General features: G+C 39.2%; 27 protein-coding genes and 1 pseudogene. 11 read left to right on the top strand and 17 right to left on the bottom strand.

Features of this window, described 5'->3' with window-relative positions:
• A pseudogene (locus C9J34_RS22365) lies at positions 1-187 on the top strand (hypothetical protein); the annotation flags it as partial.
• Positions 184-843 carry an MBL fold metallo-hydrolase gene (locus C9J34_RS09275; protein WP_238600612.1) on the top strand — a complete coding sequence of 220 codons (660 nt, stop codon included), beginning with the start codon at positions 184-186 and terminating at the stop codon, positions 841-843. The pseudogene C9J34_RS22365 and the gene C9J34_RS09275, both read left to right, overlap by 4 nt.
• Before the next feature lie 306 nt (positions 844-1149).
• On the opposite strand, the gene C9J34_RS09270 is transcribed toward C9J34_RS09275, so the two are convergent.
• Positions 1150-1929 (bottom strand): alpha/beta fold hydrolase, encoded by a 780-nt coding sequence (locus C9J34_RS09270; RefSeq protein WP_107839585.1) that lies wholly within the window; start codon positions 1927-1929, stop codon positions 1150-1152.
• Between the two features lie 1152 nt (positions 1930-3081).
• Positions 3082-3666, bottom strand: coding sequence for an NAD(P)H-dependent oxidoreductase (locus tag C9J34_RS09265; protein WP_107839584.1), 585 nt, complete (start codon positions 3664-3666; stop codon positions 3082-3084).
• 215 nt (positions 3667-3881) lie between these two features.
• On the opposite strand from C9J34_RS09265, the gene C9J34_RS09260 reads away from it, so the two are divergent.
• Both C9J34_RS09260 and C9J34_RS09255 read left to right on the top strand, forming a co-directional pair.
• Positions 3882-4319: a MarR family winged helix-turn-helix transcriptional regulator gene (locus C9J34_RS09260; protein ID WP_107839583.1), complete on the top strand. Its 438-nt coding sequence runs from the start codon at positions 3882-3884 to the stop codon at positions 4317-4319.
• A 67-nt stretch (positions 4320-4386) separates the two neighbouring features.
• A complete protein-coding gene (locus C9J34_RS09255) occupies positions 4387-4647 on the top strand; it encodes a translation initiation factor 2 (RefSeq protein WP_107839582.1) in 261 nt (86 codons plus the stop codon).
• A 44-nt stretch (positions 4648-4691) separates the two neighbouring features.
• Here the strand turns inward: C9J34_RS09255 and C9J34_RS09250 are convergent, their stop codons facing one another.
• From C9J34_RS09250 to C9J34_RS09200, 11 genes are all read right to left on the bottom strand, one after another.
• Positions 4692-5201, bottom strand: a complete 510-nt coding sequence (locus tag C9J34_RS09250) for a DUF2165 family protein (protein WP_107839581.1) — start codon at positions 5199-5201, stop codon at positions 4692-4694.
• A 207-nt stretch (positions 5202-5408) separates the two neighbouring features.
• The gene (locus C9J34_RS09245) at positions 5409-5582 is read right to left on the bottom strand and encodes a ClbS/DfsB family four-helix bundle protein (RefSeq protein WP_107839580.1); all 174 of its coding nucleotides are present in this window, start codon (positions 5580-5582) and stop codon (positions 5409-5411) included.
• A 46-nt stretch (positions 5583-5628) separates the two neighbouring features.
• Positions 5629-6228, bottom strand: coding sequence for a hydrolase (locus C9J34_RS09240; protein WP_107839579.1), 600 nt, complete (start codon positions 6226-6228; stop codon positions 5629-5631).
• Between the two features lie 422 nt (positions 6229-6650).
• Positions 6651-7577 carry an aminopeptidase gene (locus tag C9J34_RS09235; RefSeq protein WP_107839578.1) on the bottom strand — a complete coding sequence of 309 codons (927 nt, stop codon included), beginning with the start codon at positions 7575-7577 and terminating at the stop codon, positions 6651-6653.
• 13 nt (positions 7578-7590) lie between these two features.
• Entirely contained in the window at positions 7591-8352 is a 762-nt protein-coding gene (locus C9J34_RS09230; protein ID WP_107839577.1) for an IclR family transcriptional regulator, read from the bottom strand.
• A gap of 143 nt (positions 8353-8495) precedes the next feature.
• Entirely contained in the window at positions 8496-9764 is a 1269-nt protein-coding gene (locus C9J34_RS09225) for a M20 family metallopeptidase (protein ID WP_107839576.1), read from the bottom strand.
• A gap of 4 nt (positions 9765-9768) precedes the next feature.
• Complete coding sequence (locus C9J34_RS09220) at positions 9769-10710, bottom strand: DUF1177 domain-containing protein (RefSeq protein WP_107839575.1); 942 nt, start codon at positions 10708-10710, stop codon at positions 9769-9771.
• A gap of 27 nt (positions 10711-10737) precedes the next feature.
• Positions 10738-11727: an ABC transporter ATP-binding protein gene (locus C9J34_RS09215; protein WP_107839574.1), complete on the bottom strand. Its 990-nt coding sequence runs from the start codon at positions 11725-11727 to the stop codon at positions 10738-10740.
• The gene (locus C9J34_RS09210; protein WP_107839573.1) at positions 11714-12733 is read right to left on the bottom strand and encodes an ABC transporter ATP-binding protein; all 1020 of its coding nucleotides are present in this window, start codon (positions 12731-12733) and stop codon (positions 11714-11716) included. The genes C9J34_RS09215 and C9J34_RS09210 overlap by 14 nt, the downstream gene beginning before the upstream one ends.
• 15 nt (positions 12734-12748) lie before the next feature.
• Entirely contained in the window at positions 12749-13618 is an 870-nt protein-coding gene (locus C9J34_RS09205) for an ABC transporter permease (RefSeq protein WP_107839572.1), read from the bottom strand.
• Positions 13619-13620: 2 nt separating this feature from the next.
• Entirely contained in the window at positions 13621-14583 is a 963-nt protein-coding gene (locus C9J34_RS09200) for an ABC transporter permease (protein WP_107839571.1), read from the bottom strand.
• Between the two features lie 213 nt (positions 14584-14796).
• Here C9J34_RS09200 and C9J34_RS09195 point away from each other — a divergent pair, with 213 nt between their 5' ends.
• The 4 genes from C9J34_RS09195 to C9J34_RS09180 all read left to right on the top strand — a co-directional run bounded on the left by C9J34_RS09195 (position 14797) and on the right by C9J34_RS09180 (position 19424).
• On the top strand, positions 14797-16401 hold the full coding sequence (locus tag C9J34_RS09195) for an ABC transporter substrate-binding protein (RefSeq protein WP_107839570.1): 1605 nt from the start codon (positions 14797-14799) through the stop codon (positions 16399-16401).
• A gap of 142 nt (positions 16402-16543) precedes the next feature.
• Entirely contained in the window at positions 16544-17608 is a 1065-nt protein-coding gene (locus C9J34_RS09190) for an amidohydrolase family protein (protein WP_107839569.1), read from the top strand.
• Positions 17605-18756: an amidohydrolase gene (locus tag C9J34_RS09185; RefSeq protein WP_107839568.1), complete on the top strand. Its 1152-nt coding sequence runs from the start codon at positions 17605-17607 to the stop codon at positions 18754-18756. The genes C9J34_RS09190 and C9J34_RS09185 overlap by 4 nt, the downstream gene beginning before the upstream one ends.
• Positions 18753-19424: an AroM family protein gene (locus tag C9J34_RS09180; RefSeq protein WP_107839567.1), complete on the top strand. Its 672-nt coding sequence runs from the start codon at positions 18753-18755 to the stop codon at positions 19422-19424. Before C9J34_RS09185 ends, C9J34_RS09180 begins: the two co-directional genes overlap by 4 nt.
• Before the next feature lie 56 nt (positions 19425-19480).
• On the opposite strand, the gene C9J34_RS22895 is transcribed toward C9J34_RS09180, so the two are convergent.
• Together C9J34_RS22895 and C9J34_RS09170 are read right to left on the bottom strand one after the other, a co-directional pair.
• The gene (locus C9J34_RS22895; RefSeq protein WP_476638797.1) at positions 19481-19948 is read right to left on the bottom strand and encodes an excalibur calcium-binding domain-containing protein; all 468 of its coding nucleotides are present in this window, start codon (positions 19946-19948) and stop codon (positions 19481-19483) included.
• A 99-nt stretch (positions 19949-20047) separates the two neighbouring features.
• Positions 20048-20485 carry a hypothetical protein gene (locus C9J34_RS09170; protein WP_107839565.1) on the bottom strand — a complete coding sequence of 146 codons (438 nt, stop codon included), beginning with the start codon at positions 20483-20485 and terminating at the stop codon, positions 20048-20050.
• Between the two features lie 104 nt (positions 20486-20589).
• Here C9J34_RS09170 and C9J34_RS09165 point away from each other — a divergent pair, with 104 nt between their 5' ends.
• On the top strand, positions 20590-20841 hold the full coding sequence (locus C9J34_RS09165) for a translation initiation factor 2 (protein WP_107839564.1): 252 nt from the start codon (positions 20590-20592) through the stop codon (positions 20839-20841).
• A gap of 71 nt (positions 20842-20912) precedes the next feature.
• Entirely contained in the window at positions 20913-22076 is a 1164-nt protein-coding gene (locus tag C9J34_RS09160) for an endonuclease Q family protein (protein WP_107839563.1), read from the top strand.
• Between the two features lie 199 nt (positions 22077-22275).
• On the opposite strand, the gene C9J34_RS09155 is transcribed toward C9J34_RS09160, so the two are convergent.
• Both C9J34_RS09155 and C9J34_RS09150 read right to left on the bottom strand, forming a co-directional pair.
• Positions 22276-23079: an MBL fold metallo-hydrolase gene (locus C9J34_RS09155; protein ID WP_107839562.1), complete on the bottom strand. Its 804-nt coding sequence runs from the start codon at positions 23077-23079 to the stop codon at positions 22276-22278.
• Positions 23080-23171: 92 nt separating this feature from the next.
• Positions 23172-23828 (bottom strand): reverse transcriptase-like protein, encoded by a 657-nt coding sequence (locus tag C9J34_RS09150; protein WP_107839561.1) that lies wholly within the window; start codon positions 23826-23828, stop codon positions 23172-23174.
• Positions 23829-24039: 211 nt separating this feature from the next.
• On the opposite strand from C9J34_RS09150, the gene C9J34_RS09145 reads away from it, so the two are divergent.
• Positions 24040-25725 carry a methyl-accepting chemotaxis protein gene (locus tag C9J34_RS09145; protein ID WP_107839560.1) on the top strand — a complete coding sequence of 562 codons (1686 nt, stop codon included), beginning with the start codon at positions 24040-24042 and terminating at the stop codon, positions 25723-25725.
• Positions 25726-25841: the final 116 nt, after the last annotated feature.

Below are 25841 nucleotides of genomic sequence, written 5' to 3'. Positions count from 1 at the left end.
AGATGTGTATAAGAGACAGATTTATTATTTATCTAATCAAGATGATCGAGAAAGGTCTACATTGGGATTGGTTTGTGGTGACCAATTTAGTCTCGTTATAGACGCTGGCAATTCACCACAACATGCGCAGAGTTTTTACACGAAATCGAAAAACTTAACTTACCACCTATTAAATATTTGGTTGTGACACATGCGCATTGGGATCATATTCTTGGTATGAATGAATTTGATGCCATCACAATTGTTAATCGTCAAACAAACGAACTATTAAAAGAGTGGCAAAACTATAAATTTGATGACCAGTCACTGCAAACGTATGTGCATACACATCAGATTAGCGCTAAATGCATGGAGATTATACAGGCTGAAATCCCAAATCGAGATAGTTTTCAATTGGACGCTCCTCAGATCATCTTTGACAATACATTAACGATTGATTTAGGTAATAAAGTTTGCATCATTGAAAAAATCACAAGTACGCATACTAATGACTCCACAATTGTCTATATTCCTGATGAAAAAGTCATTTTTTTAGGGGATGCTGCCTATGGAACAACGACAAATTCTCTCTTCCATTTCAAGCAAGCGTCATTGCTGCCGATGATTGAAGATATTCAAAAATACGATGCAAACATGTTCCTACTTGGTCATGAATCCATCTGTGATACCGTTGAAATGACTATATATTGGGAAGAGTTAACAACAGCAAATCGAGCTGTCACATCCACCTCACTGGAAAATGCGATTGCTTGCTTTAAGGGAGAAAATCAACGAGACCCTAATGATAATGAACTATTTTTCTTAAAAGCATTTGTTAATGACCATATCTTGCAATCACAATAATTAGCCACTTCGATAGGAAGTGCTCGATTACTACACCTTTTTCAAAATAGAAATTCAGCATATCGTAAAATGAAAACAAACAACAATTTATAGCCAGTGAATTACTACTATAAATTGTTGTCCTACAAATGACTAATAGCATACTTACTTATAATTTTCCTTATCAAGTTAAAACCTCCAATCCCTCCCCTAGTCTCGATATGCCATAAGCTTTGTCTCAGCAAACTTTACGATTTGATTGTGAAAAATCAACATAATAATTATATTTATCGCCCTTTAGTTGAATAATTTAAGTCAAAGTATCGACTAAATAAACTGCACCAGTAATTGATTAAACTTCTCACGTTCTTCCCAAAAAAGACCATGACCACTATATTGAAACGCAACAAGCTGGGAGTTTGTTATTTTTTCATTTAACACTTCAGCTTGTGCAAATGGAATAACTTTGTCATGAATACCATGAGTAATTAAAGTTGGGACATTAATTTTTGGAAGGTCTGTGTGCAAATTTTCATCTCTTAATGTCATAATAATGGCGGCAGTCGACCAGCTTGCTGCTTGTAAACCCAGTTGGAAAAACCAATCCGCAAATGTTTTTGTTATATATTGAAAGAAAAAGCTATCTGTTACATCCTGTATCATTTTAGGTCGGTCATTTAAAGTTGCTGTAAGAAAGTTATTAGCAGTTTCTGCGGTAAATCCAGTTGGAGCTGCTGCATCAATCAAAACAAGCTTCGCTACACCAAAGCCGTTATGACGAGACATATATCGAATAGCAATCGCCCCTCCAGTAGAATGACCAACAAGCGTAAAATTATTTATTTGAAGCGCACCAACCACTGCACGAACATCATCCGTAAGCCTGTTAAAAGTATAGCCACTCATTGGTTTATCAGAATTGCCAAAACCCCTCCAATCTATGCCTATACAGCGATAACCCATAGCTGGGAGAACATTAAACTGATATTCAAACTGTTTATGACTTAGCGACCAGCCATGTAAAAATACGATTGTTTTATTTCCTTTTGGATTGATATCTTCTACATATAAATTCACCCTTGGCTCTACTGGAACAAAGTACCCCATAAAGATTCCTCCCAGCTAATGTGATGTCCATAGTAAGATATTCATGTTTATTAATCTAGATGAATATCCATCTATGCTATTTTAATTGACGGCACAATTAGCATATAAAGATACGTTGAATCGCCAAATAAATATTATTGGTGCGAATGTGAAGCAAACATGATTTTCTAGGGGGATTCGCACCAATGACACAAACATTTTTCCATTGAAATGGGAAAACTTTTAGGTTAATATAGCCTTATAGATTTATTTTTTAGTGAAAAACCATGATAAATGCTATTTTTATATTGTTTTTCACAGTCTCTCTCTGCATGGAGAGAGTGGATTGAAATTTGTTTTGTTGCCATCATTGGTAACTTAACATCACGTCTCTCTCTGCATGGAGAGAGTGGATTGAAATCAAAGTAGCATCTACTAGCTTCGAAAAGCCATTACGTCTCTCTCTGTATAGAGTGCATAGATTGAAATCTCTTGCCTTGATTTAAACAAGTAAGTGCGAATGTAAAGCAAACATGATTTTCCTGGAGGATTCGCACCAATAAGGTAGATTATTTTCTGTTTAAATTGGAAATGAGTGAGGTTAATATAACCTTATAGATTTATTTTTTAGTGAAAAACAATGATAAATATTATTTTTATACGTTTTTTCACAGTTTCTCTCTTCATAGAGAGAATGGATTGAAATTGTAGCATAGCGCTATACTGACTAGCCGTTCCCGGTTTCTCTCTTCATAGAGAGAATGGATTGAAATAAATTAAACAGCCTCCCATAAAATGCATGGAAGGCGTTTCTCTCTTCATAGAGAGAATGGATTGAAATGACGTATCTCGCTCCAATGCGTGAAGCCAAAGTGGTTTCTCTCTTCATAGAGAGAATGGATTGAAATATGGGACGTGTTACGAGGTCGCCTCTATTGGGGATTTTTTCTTATTCTATTGAGAAAATGGATTAAAATAATGCTACAGCCTTTACTCCTTCATCTCTCTATAAAATAAAAAATATCCGCTGAACGAAAGATAAAGCTAAGCAGACCTGTACAGTACATATATAACAGAGCCATCTAGCTGGAGAAATCCACGATAGATGGCTCTTTAGTCACGTGCCCATATAATAGCATTGCCTTTACTTATTTAAACAGCTATAAGTATTTGCTAATAGGCTACTTTCTGAAAATAGCGATAAACCTTCTCCAGTTTTTTCTGTTGTCTCCCTTTTTTGCTTTCCATATTGCCAAATTCAAAAAACTTTACCCGCTTGATTCCAACAAAATTAAACAATGCCCTTTTCATCAATATTTTATGTGCATTTTGCAGCCATAACAAAGAATAGCTGGTCGGTGCTTTCATTGTAGAAACGCAGACAACGGATTTGCCCTTCAACAGTCCTTCTGGCAATAAACCTTTGTCCCGATAGGCAAAATTAGCTGCGAAAAGCTGGTCGATATAGCCTAATAACATTGCTGGTGGTCTGCCCCACCAAATCGGGTAAATAAAGATTATTTTATCTGCCCATGTCAACTGCGCTCGATATTTTTCCAGTTGTGGGTCGCGGTACATATCGCGACGACGCTTTTGCTCATGAAAGATTAATCTCGGATCAAATTGTTCCTCGTATAAATCAAGCACTTGAATTTCCTTTATTGCAGGATTTTCTTGACACCCTTTAATAACTTTTTGTAAAAAGGCATAGTTTAAGCTTTGATGATTTGGATATGTATAGATAATTAGCGCATTCATAAATCGCCCTCCATTACTTATCATTTGATAATAAAATAATATACCCGATTTATTTAGTTGTCAAATGATAATTGTTTTTAGATAAGCAATTTGTTATCTTGATAAAGTGAAGCTTCATTCATCGAGTTTTTACAGGCTGTTCATCCCTATTTCACCCTGTGTTTTGAAATGGGCGCCTTACACACAAAAACGGGAAAAATAAGAGGTGAAACCATTTGGACAAACATGGATTATTTCAACAATTTGTCGCTTTTACTGCGACATTACATCAAGTGACACAAGCATTAACGCAAAATGTGAAACTTGACAATATTACAGCGCTTCAATATAAAATTTTAGAGTATGTGAAAATATGTCCGGCTGTGACAGCAACAGAAATTAGCGATTTTCTGCATATTTCTTTGCCCAATATGAGTCGTGAATTACGGAAATTACAGGAACAACGGTTGATTGAGAAAATGAATGATCCAGCAGACCGCCGAAAGCACGTCATTCGGCTGACAGCGGAGGGCGAAAAGATGATGACAGCGGCATTTGCTCATATTGAGGAGCAGTTTTTACAGTTGATTCATGATGCATCTTCAAAAGATGTCGAGGCAATATCAGGGGCTTTAGCACTATTAGAGCAGAAAGTTTTTCACCATAAAAAGTAGAATCACTTTTCTTCACTTTCATTCATAAAATACGATTGAGCTAGTTAATCACGAGGGGGACTTTGTCATGAGTGATTATAATAATCAATCTTCAGATTTAACAGATATTCAAATTGCGAGGCTTGCGTATATGGGGGCTTCAATTGCTGCACTTGGTGATGGTCTAGGCGCGATTGCGGCAGGCTTAGCGCTAAGATCATTAGAGAAAGCCAATAACCAGAGCCCTCCATCGCCAAATTACAATCAATCCAAAGAAACAGACGATTTGCAAAAGCAGATAGACTATATTATCAGCGAGTTAAAACAAGTACGAAAAGTCATGCGATGAATGAACAGCTCTTCAGCCACCCCGCGCTAAAGAGCTGTTTTGCGTTATTCTACTTGCAAATCTCCATCCTTCAACGCCAGCAAAATCGCAAAGCCAATCCAAACTTCCGTAATGTCCATGGCCGTTTGCTTGCCGTTCCAAATCGGTGATTGCCACATCGCAAACCACTCGCTGCCAATGACGATAAAGCCTAAAAACCAAATGGAAAAGCCAACGATAAATGCATAAAAGCCAAATTTTTTAGCCGCATTGAAAACAGTACCAGAAGCTTTGCGATGTTTAAACAGTTGATATGCACCAAAAATAGCAAGAAAACTGAAAAGTGCTTCAGCAACAATCAATAGCCAATAGCCGATTGTGTGCATCACTGGATTTGTAATGGCTCGCCACATTAACGCATTGTCTTCAAATGTCGTATCCATTGACAGCACATGCTTGACGAACTGCTCATTCGAACCATAATCCATTAAATTTCCAATCAATACAAATATCCCAAAGAGCCCTGCTAGCAATAAAACATACATCTTTAACAATCTCAATGCAAAAGAATTCATCACCTTGCCCCCTTCCAAAGTTCTCCTTGCTATTTTATGCTGTATGAACAATCTTTTATGTACGTCCGATACAGGCTGTAAGCTAAGAAAAATCCCACTGATTGAAGGTTCACTTTATACTCGTTTCCTCCTACTATACATTGCCAGATGAAGCTTCGTTGAAACTTTACACAAAATTGTTTTTTCTTGGAAAGGTATATTCTTCTTTCATTTATTGATCCAGCCAAGTTGATAACAAAGGTTCTCATACGGCGTTTTATCAACTGCTTCAACCCGTTTATTTTTCAAGGCTTCTGGTATATCAGCAAATTCGGCAATATATTTTTGATACTTTTCATGGATTGTATGAATTAACTCTTCCTTACTTGCATATGGTTTCACTTTCTTCCCCTCTCTCAGCTATTATACAAACTCAATTTCTACAAGCTTATTTTACATGCTTCATATATAGGCAGCCTTTTTCAACCGACGTCTCGATATAGCCAATGATTTGTTGCAGTGTAAAAACTTGTAGCTTCTGCTGTAATCGTTCTGTGTCGTAGTCCATATCTCCTTTTACATACGGAAGAAATTGCATAACCTCCTGTTGCGTCACTTCCTGCAAGTTCACAATGCTTGGTTGATTATCAAAGGCTTTTTGCCCTAGATGATTTAAATTATAGTAATCTAACAATTTACCATTCAATAATCTAAAATCTTGATGATATAATGCTAAAATATTGGCATCATGCTCCATTCGATTTTTAAGCCAAGGCAAATAAAAGCCTTTCAGCCATAAGTCATCTGCAATTAAATGACTGTAATAGCCTTGTATGTAGGGATGTGCTTTTTGTTCCTTATATTTTTCCAAAAAGCCGGTATAATCAATGCTTCTCGTATAATCTTGCCCGATGTAAAAATGAGCGCTTTCCTTTGCCGTTGCTGCATCTGGCGCGACACCTCCTGCTAGAAAGCTCGCTGTATCCTCTATGCCGATACGCTCTGCAATTTGCTGTGCAATAATGAAATGCATAATACGTGACCCCATCTCATCATCCTCCTTTATCCATTTAAAACTAAAAACGCTTTTCTCCTTTATAAGTTGCTTCGTATCAAAAATCATAGTACTTACCAAAATCAAAGCCATTTAAATGGTGGAGTTTCCGATGGTTCACACAAACTGACATTGCTGTTCCTGCAACAATGCTATTGACACAGCTTTGCCAAAGCTCTTTCATGCATTGTGGGCGCCAACAATTGCTGTCATCATGGGGTTACTATTAGCCATAAGCATCACTTTGTTGCGGGCATATTTATGGCTATGCTGCAATCAGCAACTATGCGTCTTTAAAAACCACATGGATTTCCTATCGGCATTGGAAAAGAAAAAAGTACTTTAAAGCATTGCTAGCTTTAAAGTACAAATTGAATAAGATGGCCTACTAACTTCCAACAGCCTCGTCATTTCTTTTACATAATTAATTCTTTACCATCTAAATACACAATCGGACTTTTCACAACACAATCGATATGGACATCTGCTTTGTTAGTGCCTCCAAATGGCGCGTTGCTGCCAAAGGCGATATGAATCGTGCCGTACACTTTTTCATCCTCTAACACATTGCCACACAAAATGGCGCTCTTATTTGCGCCAATACCAAACTCGGCAATCGTACGTCCATTCTCTTCACCAAGTAACGATAATAGCTTTGGCCCATCTGGACCGACTGCATCCTCTAATCGCCCATTGCGAATTTTTAATAATAGTGGCTCCTGTAATATACCGATATTGGCAATCGACCCATCTATTAAAATTTCGCCATTTGCCGATGTTTCAATTGGTGCGACATAAGATTCCCCTGAAGGAATATTACCGTAGTCTCCTGACTTGCGGACAATGCCAGTAGACGGAATGCCATGGCGATTTTCGATGCTAAAAGTTAATTCATGTCCATCCTTTACAATGCGAACTGTCGCTGTCTCATTGAGAAGCTGTACGTAATGCTCTACGAGGGTTTCAATTTCCTCAGCATTTGCATGTAGCGCCCCCTGCTCCAGCATGGCTAACGTAACGCCTGGCATTGTAGCTACTCGCCCACCTTTTTCACAGGCATTTTTTCGCGCTGTCGTATGGGTTAAGGAGTGCGATGTCACACAAAGCGTCACGTCTGCACTTGCCATTAAATCCGTCACTGCTGAATGCGGCTCCTGCCCTGATTTTTCTAATAATGGCATCATGACAAATAAAGTATTTTTCGTTATCGTTAAGCCTGCTTCATAAAAGATTTTTGCAATCTCTTGCTGATGGATATCTGTTAAAATTAACAAGGTTTCGGTTGCTTGAACTTGTAAATTGCCCGTTAAAACATTTAATGCAATTTTATGTAAATGCTGCATAATGTTCCTCTCCTTAATTGAAATTCAAATGATAGCGGCCAATAATTGATTCAATTGCTTTCTTTGTACGTGCTAATGGTTCAATCACCTCTTCAATCTTTTGCTCTGTAAAGCGATATAGAGGGCCAGAAACTGTAACCGATGCGACAATTTGTTGATTGCTATCAAAAATAGGCATGGCAACGGCTAATACATCTACCGTATATTCTCCTTGGCTCACCGCATAGCCCTTTGTGCGAATATTTTCTAGCTCTTGGCGTATTTCATTGGCATCTACCATCGTTCGCTCCGTATAAGCAACTAGCGGCTGATCAATCACCTTTGAAATTTGCTCCTCCGTTAAATAAGCAAGCATAGATCGATAGGATGCGCCTACATATAGAGGTGTTCTACTGCCACGTGATACAGAAAATCTTACTTTGTTTTCTGGCTCTACCTTTAACAACGTTAATGCTTCCAAACCATTTAAAACCGTGAAAATGGCTGTTTCACCCGTTTCTTTTTGTAAATCTTCTAAAATAGGAATACATAATTGGTCGATGTTTAAAGAATCATACATATTCATCCCAAGCTCCCAAAGCGCAATGCCTAACGAATATTTTTTCGTAACAGGATCTTTTGTTATGAATCCATTCATCTCAAACGTTTCTAAAATTCGATAGAGGTTTGTATGGTTTAAATCCATTGCAACAGCTAACTCACGACCACCCCAAGTTGGCTTTTCCTTTGTGAACATTCTTAAAACAGCAATCGATAAATTTAGAGTTTTTAACATTTCTCTCACCCTTTTATACTATTAATGTTGGTGCTGCCCGACACTTAGCCTCTTTGCTAAGCACCACCCTCGGCGCAAAGGAACTGTCTCAAAATGGCTTTTCAGACAGCTCCCTTTGTATAAGTAAGAGAGAATGTCCTCTCTTACTTGTTGTACAAGAAATCAATTGCCGCAGCAATATACACTTTAGCACAGCGTATAATCGCATCCACTTGCACTTTTTCATTATAGCCATGAATGCTTGGCAAATACGCAGGGCCATATTGTAATACCGGAATATTGTATTGTCTAAAATGGCGCGCATCACTGCTTGCCCACTGCATCACACCATATGCCTCTTGACCTGTAACGAGTGAAATATTCTCTACAATCGCTTGACATACTGGGTCCTCAGCAGAAGTATAGTTTGCTACACTTTTAAAGCCAAAGCGCTTCATTGAATAATCAATATTTAACGCATCTAATTTCTCTATCAAAATAGCGGTTACTTCTTCCTGTGTAATACCAAATGGTAAACGACAATCGACCTGTACTTTACAATAATCAGGAATAACGTTAGATTTTGTTCCTCCTTCTATTGTACCAATATTTACAGTAATTTTCTCTAATACTTCTTGATATTTCAAGCGGTCTGTTTCAACTTCTCGCATATACTTTTTGGAAACATCAATTAAAGGCTGTACCTCTTCAGGTATTTGAATGTTCACATCCCATAATGAACGAATTTCCTCAATCGCGCGAATCGCATCGACAATTGCATTTTTCCCTGCTATCGGTGATAAACTGCCATGCCCTGGCTCACCGCGCGTTTCAAGCTCAAACCAATAAGAGCCCTTTTGCCCAATGGTAGGGTTTAAATACGATGAGGGCTCTGCAATCAAACAACCATCTCCTGTTACTAAACCTCGTTCTAAAAGCCATGGCACACCATACTCTCCACCCGTTTCTTCATCTGGTACGATGGCTAATGTCAGATGTCCTGGTAGCTTGATATTTAATTTTTTCAACATTTTCACGGCAAAAATAATACCAGCAAGCCCTGTTTTCATATCGCTAGCGCCACGTCCAAGCATCCAGCCATCTTTAATTTCACCCGAAAACGGATCAAAATCCCATTTCGATAAATCACCTACTGGCACAACATCCGTATGCCCACAATAAACGAGCTCTTTGCCATCACCATTGCCAATTTTCGCGACTAAATTAAACATTTTATCGGCAGATTCATATTTTTCGTAGGCAATATTTACTTCGCTTAAATAATTTTCAATGAGCTCCGTAATTTCCGTTGTATCACCGGGTGGGTTTACACTTGGAATCTGAATTAATCTTGCACATAAATCAAGTAGCTCTTCTTTATTATTTTCAACCTCATCGATTAATCGAAGCTTTAAATCTTGTAAATTTTCCATAGACTCATACCTCACTCCCTTGTGTTTGTAAATGATTCATACTGCCGTATAGCTTTTCAATTAAGGCAAATTGCTCTTGATCATAGAAGCTACATTTATTGACACCAAATACCTTTGCTACCTCTAAAGAAAAGCGCACTGCCCCTTCCACATCCACTACATGTGTAGCGCCTGTTGCACAGCCCGCAACAGCCGTTTCGGTTGTAATCGCTACCCCGACGACTGGGCTAGCTGTTGCCACTGCTGGCTGCAAAATACTATTAATATGGAATAAACCGTTTCCATAAGGTGTAATGTCCTGTGTTGTAATGGGTAACACAACAGGTGCAATACCAGTAGATTGCTTATAAATATTTAGTAGATCATCACTTACTTTTAAAATATAACCCTCTTTGACAGTTGGTGTAATGGCAAAGCCTTTGTGGTTACAAACTTGATTTCCTTTCGTTGTATCAATCGATAAAATGGCATCCATATCTGCATCGATTTCATGCTGATTCATAACGCCGATATTCACAGGTGAATCCATAAATGGTACAGGGTCATGTGGTAAAGTTGGCGCCACAGGGCAAATATGTGTAGTGAAAATGACATCGCCTTCTAATTGATCTCCTTTTAAGGCCATATCCATCGCCTTCGCCGCGCTTGCGATACAAGCTAATGCGCCATCGCCATCTGATACGAAGCCTGTCATCTCTGGTCTTGCACCAATGCCTCCTAAACGTCCGATAATACCTAAAGTTGGTGCAGTACCGCCTGAAGATTTACCGTTTTTGCCCTTTACGACAATTTTCACAAAATCAGTAGAGCCTTTTGCCCCTTCAATTGTTTGAACGCTTACCTCTACATTAGGGTTAATTGCATGTAAATAGTCTTTTACTACCTCCCCACTTACATGAATGCTATCCATTAATTCATAAACTTCCATTACATATTTTAAAGACATAGTCATTTCTCCTTTTTCTTCAATTCGTTATTTTGTTTGTTCAAATAGATGGCAAGATACTTGATGTGTATTTGTCAATGTATCGAGCTGGGGCTGAATTTGTGCGCATTTCTCCATCGCAAAGCGGCAGCGTTTATGAAATGCACAGCCACTTGGTGGATTCACAGGACTAGGTACATCGCCAGATAAAATAATGCGATCCTTTGTATCAAATGGATTTTCTTTCGGTATTGCGGACAGTAGTGCCTGTGTATAAGGATGCTGTGGATTGCTATAAATCTCCTCATATGTGCCCATCTCCACAATTTTGCCTAAATACATGACAGCAATGCGGTCACACATATAGTTGACAACATTTAAGTCATGCGAAATAAAAATATATGTCAGCCCAAAGTCTTTTTGTAAATCTTTTAATAAATTAATTACTTGTGCTTGAACGGATACATCAAGTGCGGAAACAGGCTCATCACATACGACGATATCTGGATTTAGAGCAAGTGCACGTGCAATGTTAATACGCTGTCTTTGACCACCTGAAAATTCATGTGGATGACGCTTTGCATGGTAATCGCTTAAGCCCACTGTTTCAAGCAGCTCTACAACGCGCTTTTTCCTTCTAGCATCATCACCAATTCCATGAATCACCATTGGCTCTGCAATTAAATATTCAATCGTTTTTCTTGGATCAAGTGATGCATATGGATTTTGAAAGACCATTTGAATCGATTTACGCGCTGCGCGAATGTCCGCAGGATTTAAACTAGCTAAATCCACACCCTTAAACTCAACCGTCCCTTCTGTTGGGGTAATCAGTTGATTGATAAGGCGTGCAACGGTCGATTTGCCACAGCCTGACTCGCCAACAATGCCTAATGTTTCGCCTTTATATAGCTCAAAGCTAACACCATCAACTGCCTTTACATGCTGCGTTACCTTTTTAAAAGGAATCGAATTTTTAATTGGAAAATGCTTTTTTAAATTGCTTACTTTTAATACGAGCTCTTTATTTTGCTGCATTAAAAATCCCCTCCTTACGCGGGATAATTTGCTCCTTCGATTGCAAATGACAAGCGACAAAATGCTGGTCTCTTACTTCCACTAATTCAGGTACTGTTGTGTGACAAAGCGCTGTTGCCATAGGGCATCTTGCTGCAAAGGGACAGCCGTTAATTGGCATCGTTAAATCTGGTGGACTTCCCGGTATGGCAGGCAAGCGCTGTTGTCCATGTGTGTCCATTGTAATTTGCGACTCAAGTAGCCCCCACGTATAGGGATGCAGAGAGCTTTCATATAGTTGCTTCGTCGTTGTTGATTCTACAGTGCGCCCAGCGTACATAACATTTACTTTGTCACATAATTCCCACACGACGCCTAAGTCATGTGTAATCATAATGATTGCTGTATCGTGCTCCTGCTGTAATTTCTTCATTAAATCTAAAATTTGTGCCTGTACGGTAACATCCAATGCTGTCGTTGGCTCATCCGCTATTAACAGCTTCGGATTACAGGCTAGTGCAATCGCAATCATGACACGCTGTCTCATTCCACCAGAAAATTCGTGAGGATACATTTTCAGCCGTTTTTCAGGCTCTGGAATCCCTACCATCTTCAGCATCTCTACAGCCTTTACATTCGCCTCTTTTTTAGAAAGCTTTTCATGTGCGCGAATCACCTCAACGATTTGATTGCCGACTGTCAGCACAGGATTTAAGCTTGTAATTGGATCTTGGAAAATCATTGATATTTCATTTCCACGTATACCACGCATTCCTTTTTCTGATAGCTGCAATAAATCGCGTCCATTAAAATGAATTTTGCCATCTGTTATTTTTCCAGGTGGTGTTGGAATCAAGCGCATTAAAGCAGTTGCCGTCACACTTTTACCTGAGCCCGACTCGCCTACTATGCCAAGCGTTTCCTTTTTATTTAATTGTAAATTAACACCGTTCACTGCTTTCATCGTTGTGCCACTACTTTTAAATTCTACTGTCAAATTTTCTACATCCAGTAACTGTTCTGTCATACTGTCACCTCCCCATTACACCTTCATTTTTGGATCAAGCGCGTCACGTAGACCGTCACCTAATAAGTTAATACCTAATACTGTTACTAAAATACAGATTCCTGACAATGTTGCCATTTGAGGATTTAATACTAAGAAATCCTTACCATCCTTTAAAATACTTCCCCATGAGGATGTAGGTGGCTGAACCCCTAATCCTAAAAAGCTTAGTGCTGCCTCCGAAATAATCGCGCCAGCCGTGCTCATCGTGCCATAAACGATTAATGGCGCTAAGCAATTCGGCAAAATATGACTGAAAATAATACGGCGATGTGTTGCACCTAATGAATGTGTTACTTCAATAAACTCCTCTTCCTTTACACTAAGCACCTGTCCACGAACGAGCCGTGCAAAGCCTGGGATATTGGCAATACCAATGGCTACAATAACGTTGACTAAGCCTTGTCCTAAAACTGTCATCAAGGTAATCGCTAATAAAATGAAAGGAAATGCAAACAAGCCATCCATTGTACGCATAATCATGGAGTCTAAGCGACCACCAAAGTAGCCCGCCACTAAGCCGAGCAGCGTACCAAATACCGCACCGAATAATACAGCGGCAATCCCAACGACAATGGAAATACGCGCACCATACACAAGGCGACTAAATAAATCACGACCATAGTTATCCGTGCCAAGTAAATGTCCCTCTGTGTTAATAGGTAGAAATGCTTTGCCAACAACCATTTCATTCGGTGGATGTGTCGCAATCCATGGAGCAAAAATAGCTACAACGGTCATAAAAGCTACAATAATTAAACCGATTGATGCTAGCTTGTTTTTTAATAATTTGCGAACTAATGTATTTTTTTTCTTTTTCGCATCATTTGTCATCGCTTGAGCCATAGCTATTTTTTCCCTCCATTCGAATCTAAATTTACTTTTGGATTTACTACTTTATAAAGCACATCGACAATTAAATTCACGAGCACGAAAATAAAGGCTATAAAAATAACAGTGCCTTGTACTACAACAAAATCACGCTTATCAATCGCCTCAACAATGAGACGTCCCATACCAGGCCAGCTAAAGATGGTTTCGGTTAAGACTGCGCCGCCTAATAAATTCGAAATTTGCATACCTAATACCGTTAAAATTGGTGTTAAGGCATTTTTAAATGCATGCTTGCCAATAACTAAATATTCTTTAAGTCCCTTAGAGCGCGCTGTTTTTATATAATCCTGTGAAATTACTTCCAACATACTAGAGCGTGTAATACGCGCAAAGGTAGCCATTGGAATTGTTGCTAAGGCACAGGCTGGCAATATTAAATGCCTGAAAAATGGCCAAAGCCCATCTTCTATATTGCCCATCCCTGTCGCTGGTAGCCAACCGAGATTAACACTAAAGAATAAAACTAACATGACACCTAGCCAAAAGATTGGCATGGAGACACCGATTAAAGAAATTAACATCACGACATAATCGATGATGGTATTTTGCTTTCTTGCTGCTAAAATCCCCGCAGGAATGCCAATGATCGCTGCGATGAATAATGCTGCCATAGCGAGAATAACCGTATTCGGAAACCTCTCTGCAATTAAACTGAATACCGTTTCACTATAAGAATAGGAGTAACCTAAATTTAGCTGTGCTAAGTCTGCAATATATGAAATAAATTGCAGAGGCAAAGATTTATTTAACCCCAATTCTTCACGTAAGTTCTCAACATCCTCTACACTGGCTTGTGGGCCAAGCATGACAGATGCAGGATCACCGGGAATCATTCTTGTAATGACAAAGACGATGACACCTACTACTAACAGTGTAGGAATTAAATTAATTAACCTTTTTAAAATAAATGATCCCACTTTCCCAAACCTCCTTTTCCGTTATTAGAAACATTGTTTCATATTGTGAATAATCATATACTACACCTAACGAACTTCGTTTGTAAATAATTTTCTGAAATTTTTTAATATTTTTTATTTACTTTTTATTTGTTAAGTGCTAACTTTAGTTCAAACCTATTTTTGAATCATAGGTTCATATTGTGAAACAACAAAAATAAAGGAGGCAATATTATGTCAAAGAAAATCTTTCATCAAAAGTCTTTCTTATTATTAATTCTTGCACTAGTCATCTCTGTGCTAGCTGCATGTGGTGGAGATAATAACAGTACAGGCAAAGAACAGGAGTCAAATGGAGAAGCAACAGCATGTGGTTCATTAAGCGTCGGTCTTTCAGCAAATGCGAAGACCTTTGACCCTATCAAATACACTGGAGCTTATGAATCTCAAGTAATACGTCAAATGGCTGATACATTAGTTGTTTATAATCAAGATTTATCAGAGGTCATTCCTTCATTAGCTACGGAATGGAGCGTATCTGATGATATGCTTGTCTACACATTTAAGCTACGTGAAGGTGTTAAATTCCAAAAAGGTCAATATCAAGATGGGCGTGAAATGACAGCAGAGGACGTGAAATACTCATTAGAGCGCTCTGCTAACGAATCTGCTATGAACCGCCTAAATGGTGTAACAGAAGTGAAGGTTCTTTCTGATTATGAAGTAGAACTTCATTTAGCAGGCCCGAATGCAGCGTTATTAGCGATGCTAACAGATGCGGGGAATATTATTATTCCAAAAGAAGAGGTCGAGGGCTGGGGCGATAATTTCTCTGAGCATTTTATTGGCACAGGTCCATTCCAATTAACCGATTGGAAAAAAGACCAAGAAGTACAGCTAGTACGCAACGAAGAATACTGGGGTGAAAAGCCTCATCTTGATAAATTAACGATGAAATTTATCGCAGACCAAAATATGCTGACAAACGCCCTACGTTCAGGCGATATCGATATCGCAATGGATGTCAAAGGACAAAACCGTGAGATTATTAAACAAGATAGCAATCTTGAACTATTAACGAATGCAGGTCTATCGATTGTTTATTTAGATTTAAATAACAAAGTGGGTCCAACAGCGGATAAACGTGTACGTGAAGCGATTTATATGGCAACAAACGTAGAAGAGATTATTTCAGGTGTCAACCAATGGGGCGGCGGCGAAGTATCTTATTTACCATTACCTCCAGGTTCATGGGGCTATGATGCATCATTAATTGATCTAGTACCAAAATACGACCCAGAAAAAGCAAAACAACTTTTAGCAGAGGCTGGCTATCCAGATGGCTTCAAAACGGAAATTTACGCATCGCAAGCGCGCGTTCCATATGCAACGATTTTCCAAAGTCAATTAAAAAATAACTTAAACATTGACGTTGAAATTAAAGTTGTGGAATGGGGTACTTACAGCGACATGGTTGCAAAAGGCAATGCACCAATGAATATTGGTGGATGGACATGGTATCCAGACCCATACTTCTTCTTATATCAGCTATTTAGCACAAATCAAATTGGTGCGCTTGGTAATGGTAAAGGCTATAGCAACCCAGAGGTAGATGCACTATTAGCTCGTGCTGTTTCTGAAACAGTTGTACAAGAAGAGCGTGCAGAAATTTATAAAGAGGCATTAAAACTGATTTTAGCGGATGTGCCACGTATTGAGCTAGAAGCGACAGAGGCTGTTGCGGCCATTAATAAAAAAGTTCAAGGCTTCACTGTATCACCTGATAACTCAGTGCAAATTGTTCATCCAAATGGGACAAACGTTTCGATTTCTAAGTAATCTATCTTTGCACTCCCCTGCTGCATAAGAAAAATGGGCTGTCCAGAAAGAAATTCCTTTCAGGGCAGCCCAAACTGTTGCTCTTGTAAAAGCGCCATAATCAATCTATTAAAGAATAGAAAGCAATAGGAGGAATAAATCAATGACTCGCTATATAAACGGACTTGTCTTTAACTATCATTCGCGCACTTTCGAAATAGGTGATTTTGAAGTGCAGCATCAATATTTCACAGCAAACTCCACAACGAATGAGACAGCTGTTGATTTAACAAATTGCTATGTGACGCCCGGCTTTATCGATAGCTGCTCGCAAATAGGCTTGCAGGAGATTGGCATTCGTTGGGAAGGCGACGATAGCTTTGAAATGGAAAGCAATCTCCATTATTCTGTGCTTGATGGTATTTACCCTTTTGACACAGCTTTTAAAAGGGCACTTCAACATGGCATCACTACCTCACACGTTGTCCCCTCCCCTAAAAGCTTAATTGGGGCAAAGACTGCTGTTGTACATCATACACATACTACAGTGGATGAAATGGTGATTGCTAAAAATATTGCCTTTACCTTCTCCATTGGTCATCATGCCAAGCATACATTTTTTAATGCGACAAAAAAGCCTTTAACGCGCATGGGCATTGCCAAAATTTTAAGAGATACATTGCAGCAGCTTCAGCAGCATGAGCCAGCAATGCAGAAAATTATGATTCGGGCACATAAAGCGGTAGACATCGAGCTAATCCAGCGTTTACAAAAGGAGTTCAATTATGAATTCCATATTGTACATGCGACAGAAATTGCTTTAATTGAGCAGGCTCAATGGAATACAGTCGTTGCAGGTCCCGTGTTTCGCTATATTGAGCACAATGAAATGATGGCACTGTCACCAAAGCTATATCAACAGCTTTCCATGATGAATACCCCCTTTGTCTTTTGCACAGATCACCCTACAAGCAGTGCAACGCATTTAGCAATTGAGGCGGGCTTAGCTGTACGTGAAGGCTTATCACGTGCCGATGTACTTTATGCATTAACAACGGGTGCCGCACAATTTTTAGGTATAGAACATATAACGGGTTCAATGCGCGAGGGCTTATTCGCTGATTTTGTTATTTGGAATAAGCATCCTTTAGATTTAGATGCCCAAGTCATCGCGACCTTTATTAAAGGACAGCAAGTATATAGCCAGAAAGAAGGTGCTCTTAGATGATGATTTATCATAACGCACAATTTGTCACAGCAAATGAAAATAACGATATTTTTGAACAGCTTTGGGTGGAGGACGGCATCATCTCTTATGTAGGCAATGCGCGAGAAATTCCTGCAAATGCGGAAACAGTTGATTTACAAGGGGCTGTTGTCACACCAGGGCTCATTGATATTCATGCACATGTAGGAACTTGGGCAGAAGTAACAGAGGATATTAATGATGCAAACGAATATAGTGACCCCTTTACCCCTTTGATGCATGCACTTGATAGCGTCGATATTCGACACTTCTCCTTCCAGCATGCCATTGAAGGCGGTGTCACAACTGTACAAACAGGGCCAGGCAGTGCCAACGTAATTGGCGGTATTTGGAGCATTTTAAAAACAGCGGGTTCAACGCTTGAATCGCGTGTGTTAGTCGAGCGCAGTGGCTTAAAAGGGGCCTTAGGTGAAAACCCTAAAAATGTTTTTGGCAATCAATACAAGCGGAAGCCAATGACAAGAATGGCGATCGCACAAATTTTACGTGACGGCTTCCAGCGTGCTAAACAACTAAATGTAGAACAGCAAAATAGTCACATTCAAAACAACCTAGAATTGCGTCCATTTATCGAGGTGTTACGTGGCGTCATGCCGTTACGTCTACATTGCCACCGCGCAGATGATATTATGACAGCAATTCGTATCGCAAAGGAATTTGATGTGGAGCTTCATTTAGAGCATTGTACAGAAGGTCATTTCATTGTAGATGCAGTGAAGGCTAGCGGCTTTCATGCGACAGTTGGCCCTTATATGCTGACACCTTCTAAATATGAAACGCGTCATTCAACACCCGCTATCGCTAAAATTTTTCACGACAAGCAAATTCCGTTTGCTATTATGACAGACCATCCATTTGTGCCTATACAATATTTAAAATATTGCGCCTCTGAAGCAATTCGCTATGGACTAGATGAAGAAACTGCTTTAAAAAGCATTACCCTTCATGCAGCAAAGCTCGTCCAGCTACAGCATCGAATCGGCTCGCTTGAAAAAGGAAAGGACGCTGATTTTGTCGTATGGTCTCACCCTATTTTTGAAACGGAAGCAAAGGTATTACAAACCTATGTAAATGGGACAAAATATTATGAAACGGAGTACGTAAGATGAAAAATGCGAAAATTGCAGTTGTCACAATCGGTCAAGCACCGCGCAAGGATATGGCTTCAGACATAGTCAAATTAAAAGATGCTGGGTTAGATATCACTGAATTTGGCGTATTAGACTTACTTACCCTAGATGAAATTAACACACTCGCCCCTACCCCAAGCGATGATGATATATTAGTGACATTATTAACAAGTGGCAAGCAAGTGAAGCTTAGCAAACAAAAATTAATGCCCTATATTCAAAAACGCATGCATGATTTGTCCAATTTCCAATGGATTTTACTGATGTGTACAGGAGATTTCGCGAATAAATTGACAGGAAAAAATGTATTGCTACCAGACCATTTCATGACACATTTAATCAAGGGCATTCATCCCCATTTACATCTTGGCTTGATTGGCCCTGAGCCCGAACAGCAAAATAGCGTCTGTGACAAATGGCAAAGAGCTCAATTTAACGTATCATTTGCTGCAAGCTCCCCCTATCATTTCAATGAGCAGCACCTATTGATGGCAGCTCAAAAATTAGCAGCACGAGGGGCCGACCTTTTGATTCTGGATTGTATGGGCTATTCCAATAGCATCAAAAAGATGATTCAGGACAAGTTGAATATTCCCGTTGTTGTGCCACGGGATGCGCTTTTTACATTGATAAAAGATGTATTATAAGAAAAAAACTGTGTGAAATCGTAGAATTTCACGCAGTTTTTTGATTAAAGCTATTTTTACTCACAAGCCCAGCCATCTTTATCGCGGTCATGCTTGGAGGCATACGCAGGATGTCCTTTTCCTACACCACCTGGGTAATATTTGCGAAGCTCTGTACAATTTTTAAAGCTCGTTGGTGCTTTTGAATTGACAGATGTGCTATTTCCTTTTGGCGCAGTCGTCACTTTATTCGTGTTCGCCTTTGGTGCTACATATTTTGTCACATAATCGATAGGAACCCAGCCTACCTGCTTTTGATAAGAAACTTTGTACCAATCACCGCTGCGAGCAGTCGCAGTTAGCTTTGTATTTTTCGGTACAATCGCTAATGTTTTTCCTGTTTTCGCAGGAGCATTGCGCATAGCTATACTATCTGTTGTGACAATCTCTGCTTTAATCTCACGTTCATCTGCCGCATGTGCAGATGGAATGACGATTGCTAACGAAAGTAAAATCATGAACATACTTTGCATTATTTTTTTCATGCTCTTCATCTCCTTTTACATAGTATAGCATGTACAATTTTGAGAAAAAATAGTTGAAATTTCAATTTCCGCACTATTATTGCATTATTTATACAAAAATTACTCACCGCTTAATTGTTGAGCTAGCTGCTGTACTTCTTGCACATAATATGTGCCTAGCTTAATGATAGAATCGTTCGGCCTTTCTTTATGGTAAAAGCCTTTTCGGGCATCAAATTTATTATTTCTTTTGATTGCATAAATCGCCTGGAGATGATTTGAAATTTCAATTTTTTCCACAATCGCTCGCTCGACAATATGCTTCTTTTTCATGGAGTGAAAAAATGTTTTATGCTGTAAATGCACACTGTGCTTTTTATAAATGCTTTTATTATACTCCTTTGCCGTGCTTAATGTAGCCATCATGGAAGTTTGAAAAGCCTGGAGCTCATATAAAAAGCGCTTTTTATTTTGCTTTTGCTGCTCCTTTTCCATACACTGCAGATGATATTCCGCTACTTCTAAATGCCCTTGCATTGCTGTTAACAATTTTGCCATGCTAGTTCCTCCATTTCTGCTTATCAAAAATTTCTTTCCTTTTATGTATGTATTCACTTTTTCCTCCCACTATTCATAGGCTAGTGTAAGAAGGAGTGATGGAGATGACGAGCAAAGAGAAAAAAACTGGGCAATCAGCAGAAAGTACGGATATTCAAATCGATCGACTTGCTTATCTTGGCACAGTTATAACAGTATTAGGCTACGCTTTATCTGCCATTGCAGAAGGGCTTGAATTAAAGGCATTGGAACAGCAAAAAGAAGAGAATTTTTCATCATCTGAATTGACAAAATTGCATGAGCAGATGGATGAGCTAACAAAGGAAGTACGTCAGCTACGAAGAATGCTGCGCTAATTATGTTATATTAGAATAGGTAGAAATATGTGTGAAATACTAATAGAAATTGTCATAAGGAGGAGCTTCCATTGAACGATTATTATAGCGATTTACATATTCATATTGGACGTACAAATAAAGGGCGTGCTGTCAAAATTACAGGAAGTCGCACCTTAACCCTTTCTAATATATTACATACGGCAAGTGCCAATAAAGGGCTTGATCTGATTGGCATTATTGATAGCCATAGTCCCGAGGTATTGGCGGAGCTGGAGGAGTATGTACGAACGGGAAAAATGACCGAATTAGCGCAAGGCGGTTTATTGTATGAAAAAACAACGCTCATCATGGGCTCGGAGCTTGAAATTTATGATGCGAACTGTCAAGGACCGATTCATGTCTTGGCTTATTTGCCTACATTACAAGCAATGCAGGCTTTTTCAGCATGGTTAAGTGAGCATATGAAAAATATTCATCTTAGCTCACAGCGCATTTATTGTGATGCGAGGTCGTTGCAGCAAAAAGTAGCTGAATTGAATGGCTTATTTATTCCTGCGCATGTTTTCACGCCATTTAAAAGCTTATATGGCAAAGGGGTCATGCGGAGCTTGACGGAAGTTTTCGACCCGACAATAATTGATGCGATTGAGCTTGGTTTAAGCGCAGATACGGATATGGTGCGCGGCATTGAGGAGTTAGCAGCCTATACGTTTGTAACAAATTCAGATGCACATTCACTTGGCAAAATCGCACGTGAATATCAAAAAATACAAATGGAGGCAGCCAACTTCGAGGAATTGCGACAAGCACTGCACCGTAAAAATGGTCGAGCGATTGTCACAAATTACGGCTTGCATCCGTTGCTAGGAAAATATCATGAAACGGTTTGTGCCGCCTGTGGTAAGGCTGTGAAAGATGAGGCCGGAATTTGTCCATTTTGCCACAGCAAACATATCGTGCGTGGCGTAGCAACACGCATTCAGCAGCTTTCTAGCACTACTTTTACTACAGTAGAGCGCCCACCTTATATTCATCAAGTACCTTTAGAATTCATTCCAGGTCTAGGCAAAAAGACGTTGGACAAACTCTTGGCTGCCTTCGATACCGAAATGAATATTCTACACCGCACAACAATGGAACAATTGCTAGACATCGTGCCACAGCAATTAGCAGAAAAAATCATCCTTGCTCGTACTGGACAACTAGCGTTTGAAGCTGGTGGTGGCGGTGTATATGGGAAGATTAAGTTGTAATTGAAAAATCAAACCTCTGTTTTCCAGTTTGGTTGAGCGAAATTCCTGTTTCGATGAGCGAATTTTGTCATTGGTTGAGCGAATTTCATGTTTCAATGAGCGAATTTAAGCGTCTTGCGGGTGAATCATTACTTTTGAACTAGAAAATTGTCGCTATACTTTGTTGTAACAAAGCGGAGCGACAATGCTTTTCATCATGTCACTGTTCTCCTTCCATCAAGCGAATATTCGCTTGATGAAATGCCCGCATATTGCGAGGATAAGCGTAGTTCTCAATTAAATGCTCGCTATCCTTTTGCTGTAAAATGCATTCGCGCAACGCCTTAATATAAGTGAAAGACTCTTGTTGGCGTTTTATCATCTCTTCCTTATCTGTCGTCATATGACCATGCCCTGGAATCAAATAATGAATATCATGGCGCTGCAAAATAACATCCACTTTCGCCAGCGTTTCCTCATAGGCATAGCTACTATCATAAATATATGGAAATTCCACATCTGATAAATAATCGCCTGCAAGCCAAATGCCAAGTGGTTCGATGATGGTGAATAAACCATCATTCGTATGGCCATTTGCCAAGTAAAAAGTCATCTTTGTTTGACCGATTGTCAGCGTTTGCGCATCTTGTCCAATGACAATATCGACCGTTGGATAATGCAATGGATAGGTACGGTCAATATAATAATCATCATCAAATGTGCGAATCTGCTCTACGATTTGCTCTTTATCCGCGCGCTTTTGAAACGCTTCACTGGCGATAACCGTCGCATCTGGAAATGCACCATAGCCTATAATATGGTCCCAATCTGAATGCGTAAATAGTAAATATAAAGGGCGTCCATTTTGAATCTCTGCAATAGTTGCTTGTATTGTATCGATTTCCTGTGGCAACCAATTAGGGTCTACAAGTAAAATGCAATCGTCTGTTGCTATTACGGTAGAAGTCGTTTTAAACAATTGGCTCATATAAATCGTTAATTGTTCGTTTTGGTATTGAATCATTGCTGTCCTCCATCATTTGCTACTAGTTTTTCTGTATTAGCTACAAGCACACATGCTGCAACAATTTTTTTCATCCTACAAATATACTGCCGCTATGTCAGCTCTTTTTTGCCATCAATCTCAATCCCGTTGAGTGCCTGTGTTGCCAGTCGATCTGCCTCTTCATTTTGCTTTCTCGCTACATGCTCATAAACAGGGGTAATCGCTAATTTGGCAAGCCTTTTATCAATTTTATCCGCCCATTCAGCCAATTCCTTTTCGTACACAGGCCATTCACCAGCCATTTGTTGAATCACTACTTGTGAATCTCCTTTAAAAGAAACGGTCGTGTGATGCACATTTAGCTCTTCAAGCTCGCGAATGCTTAAATGCAACGCCGCATACTCCGCCTCATTATTCGATAACAAGCCGTCAACAAAAGCATTTTTTCGAATACGATATGCTTTACCATCTTGTTCAAAATAGACAACATAGCCTAAACCAGCCTGTCTGGTATCTTGCTGAAAGCCACCATCAAAGTAAATGGTCACATTTTGTGGCTCTGAAGCGATTTCTTGCACGTATTTCTTTAGCTCCTTTAGCGTCCATGTGCTGTCATATGCGTCCGTCAACACGATATTTTTTGCTCTACCTGTTTGCATGATATCTTCCACCAGCATCAATACTTGTGCTGCTGGTAGCTGCTGTGAAGTGAAAACTGCCTGTGCACCATTTTTCGTCTTATATAACCATTCAACCTGTATATTCACTTGGATATCTCCTTTTCTTGTAACTGTTAATTCTTATTTTACCGTTAAATCCAAATTATTTGAAGGAACTGTGACATTCATTAAAGCTTTTAGCAGATTTACTAAATCAAAATTAATAAAATATGGGTGTTTGTATACATTCACTGTTATAATTAAACAATAAATATATAGTTTTTCCCTATAAAAGGATTACGCTAGGAAGGAAATATTCATGAAATTATTTTGGAAAGTACTACTATCATTTTCAATTATTATACTGCTATTTGTGACATTAAACATTTACTCAATCATACAGTCGTCCAAATTAAAAGACAGTAGCCATACACTTTATCAAAACGGTGTAGAACCATCCATTGAACTCATTCAAATTGCTAACTTAACAGAAAATACGCGTGTACAAATGCTAACAGCACTTGCCTTTAAAAATAAAGAGGCAACATTGGTTGCACTTTCAGATTTAAATGAAATTCAAGCATTGCAAACAACATTTGAAGAGAGCATCTTAACCATTGAATTACAACAAGCATTTCACGATTTTAGCAGTAAATGGATGCTATTTGATGAACGCGTGCGTGAAAACCATCAACTTATCCAAAGCAACCGCTGGGCTGAAGCGGAGGAAGGTTTAAAGCTTGGCAAACCGCTTTTTGAAGATGCGAAAGCTGCATTTGATGAAGCATTAATTAACCACACAATTGAGTTGCAACACGTACAGCAAAACACCGAGAATGTTTATAAACAAATTATTACAGTGAGCAGCATTTTAACAGTCCTTACAACGATTATTGCGCTTATTATTTCCTATACCTTCAGCCGTCAAATGATTAATCGCTTGACGCTTGCGGTGAATCGTGCTGCACAAATTGCGCAAGGTGATTTAACAGCACCACCGCTACAAGTCAAAGGTGCTGATGAAATTACGATGCTCGCTACTGGCTTAAATGAAATGCAAACAGCGATTGTGCACGTTGTTAGTGAGGCAACAGATTCCAGCCAGCAAGTATCGGCAAGTGCTGAGGAGTTATCTGCAACGACAAACGCGACGATGAGCGCAGCAGAATCAATTGCCGAGTTAGCACAAAGCTCTGTTCAAAACGCGACAACACAATTAACAAACTTAACGGACATCTCACATTCCGTTGCCGATATGAATCATAATGTGCAATCCATTGCGGAAAGAGTGACACAGCTTGGTCAATTGTCTCAAACAACATTGGAACAAACAGAAATTGGTTCACATGCTGTAGCAGCGGTCAATCAACAAATCCACTCCATTGCGGAATCCTCGCAAATGACAGAAACATCTGTTACGAGCTTGGACAAAAAATCGCATGAAATTGGCGATATTATTAGTATTATCACAGGCATTGCAAATCAAACAAATTTATTAGCTTTAAATGCTGCAATTGAAGCAGCGCGCGCAGGAGACGCTGGAAAAGGCTTCGCTGTTGTAGCGGATGAAGTGCGACATCTCGCGGAGGAATCACGTCTTTCTGCTGAGAAAATCCAAATGATGGTTTCTGAAATTCAAGCAGAAATTAAAACGGTCATCGCCTCGATTCACGAAGAAGCAAATCGCGTGAATGTAGGGCTTGAAAAATCGGAGCAAGTAACGATTGTCTTTAATGAATTAGCGCAAATGGTAATGACAGTACGTCATAACTCTTCCGATATTGATGAGTCAATTCATGCGATTTCTAAAATTAGCGTGAGCATTTTGGAACATACAGATGAAATTCAACGCTTAGCACAAATTGCCTTAACTAATGCAGAAAGCAGCAATCGCTCCACAGAAACGCAACTCGGCTCAACCGAAGAAATTTCTGCTGCCACTGAATCCTTAACAAATTTAGCAGAGCAGCTACAAGCTGTGATTCATCATTTTAAACTTTCATAAAAAAGGTGTCTGCAAAGTGGCGACTTAGTCCACTTTACAGACACCTTTTTGTACCTGTTGCTACAGTAAAAGCTTAAACATCAATGTCATTCGTTTCGATATTAAAGCAACGGCTT

Origin of the sequence: Metasolibacillus meyeri (genome assembly GCF_003049505.1) — a bacterium.
GTDB classification, from domain to species: domain Bacteria; phylum Bacillota; class Bacilli; order Bacillales_A; family Planococcaceae; genus Metasolibacillus; species Metasolibacillus meyeri.
The sequence above is the reverse complement of the archived record's forward strand: the minus strand, read 5'-3'. Positions and strand labels throughout refer to the sequence as shown.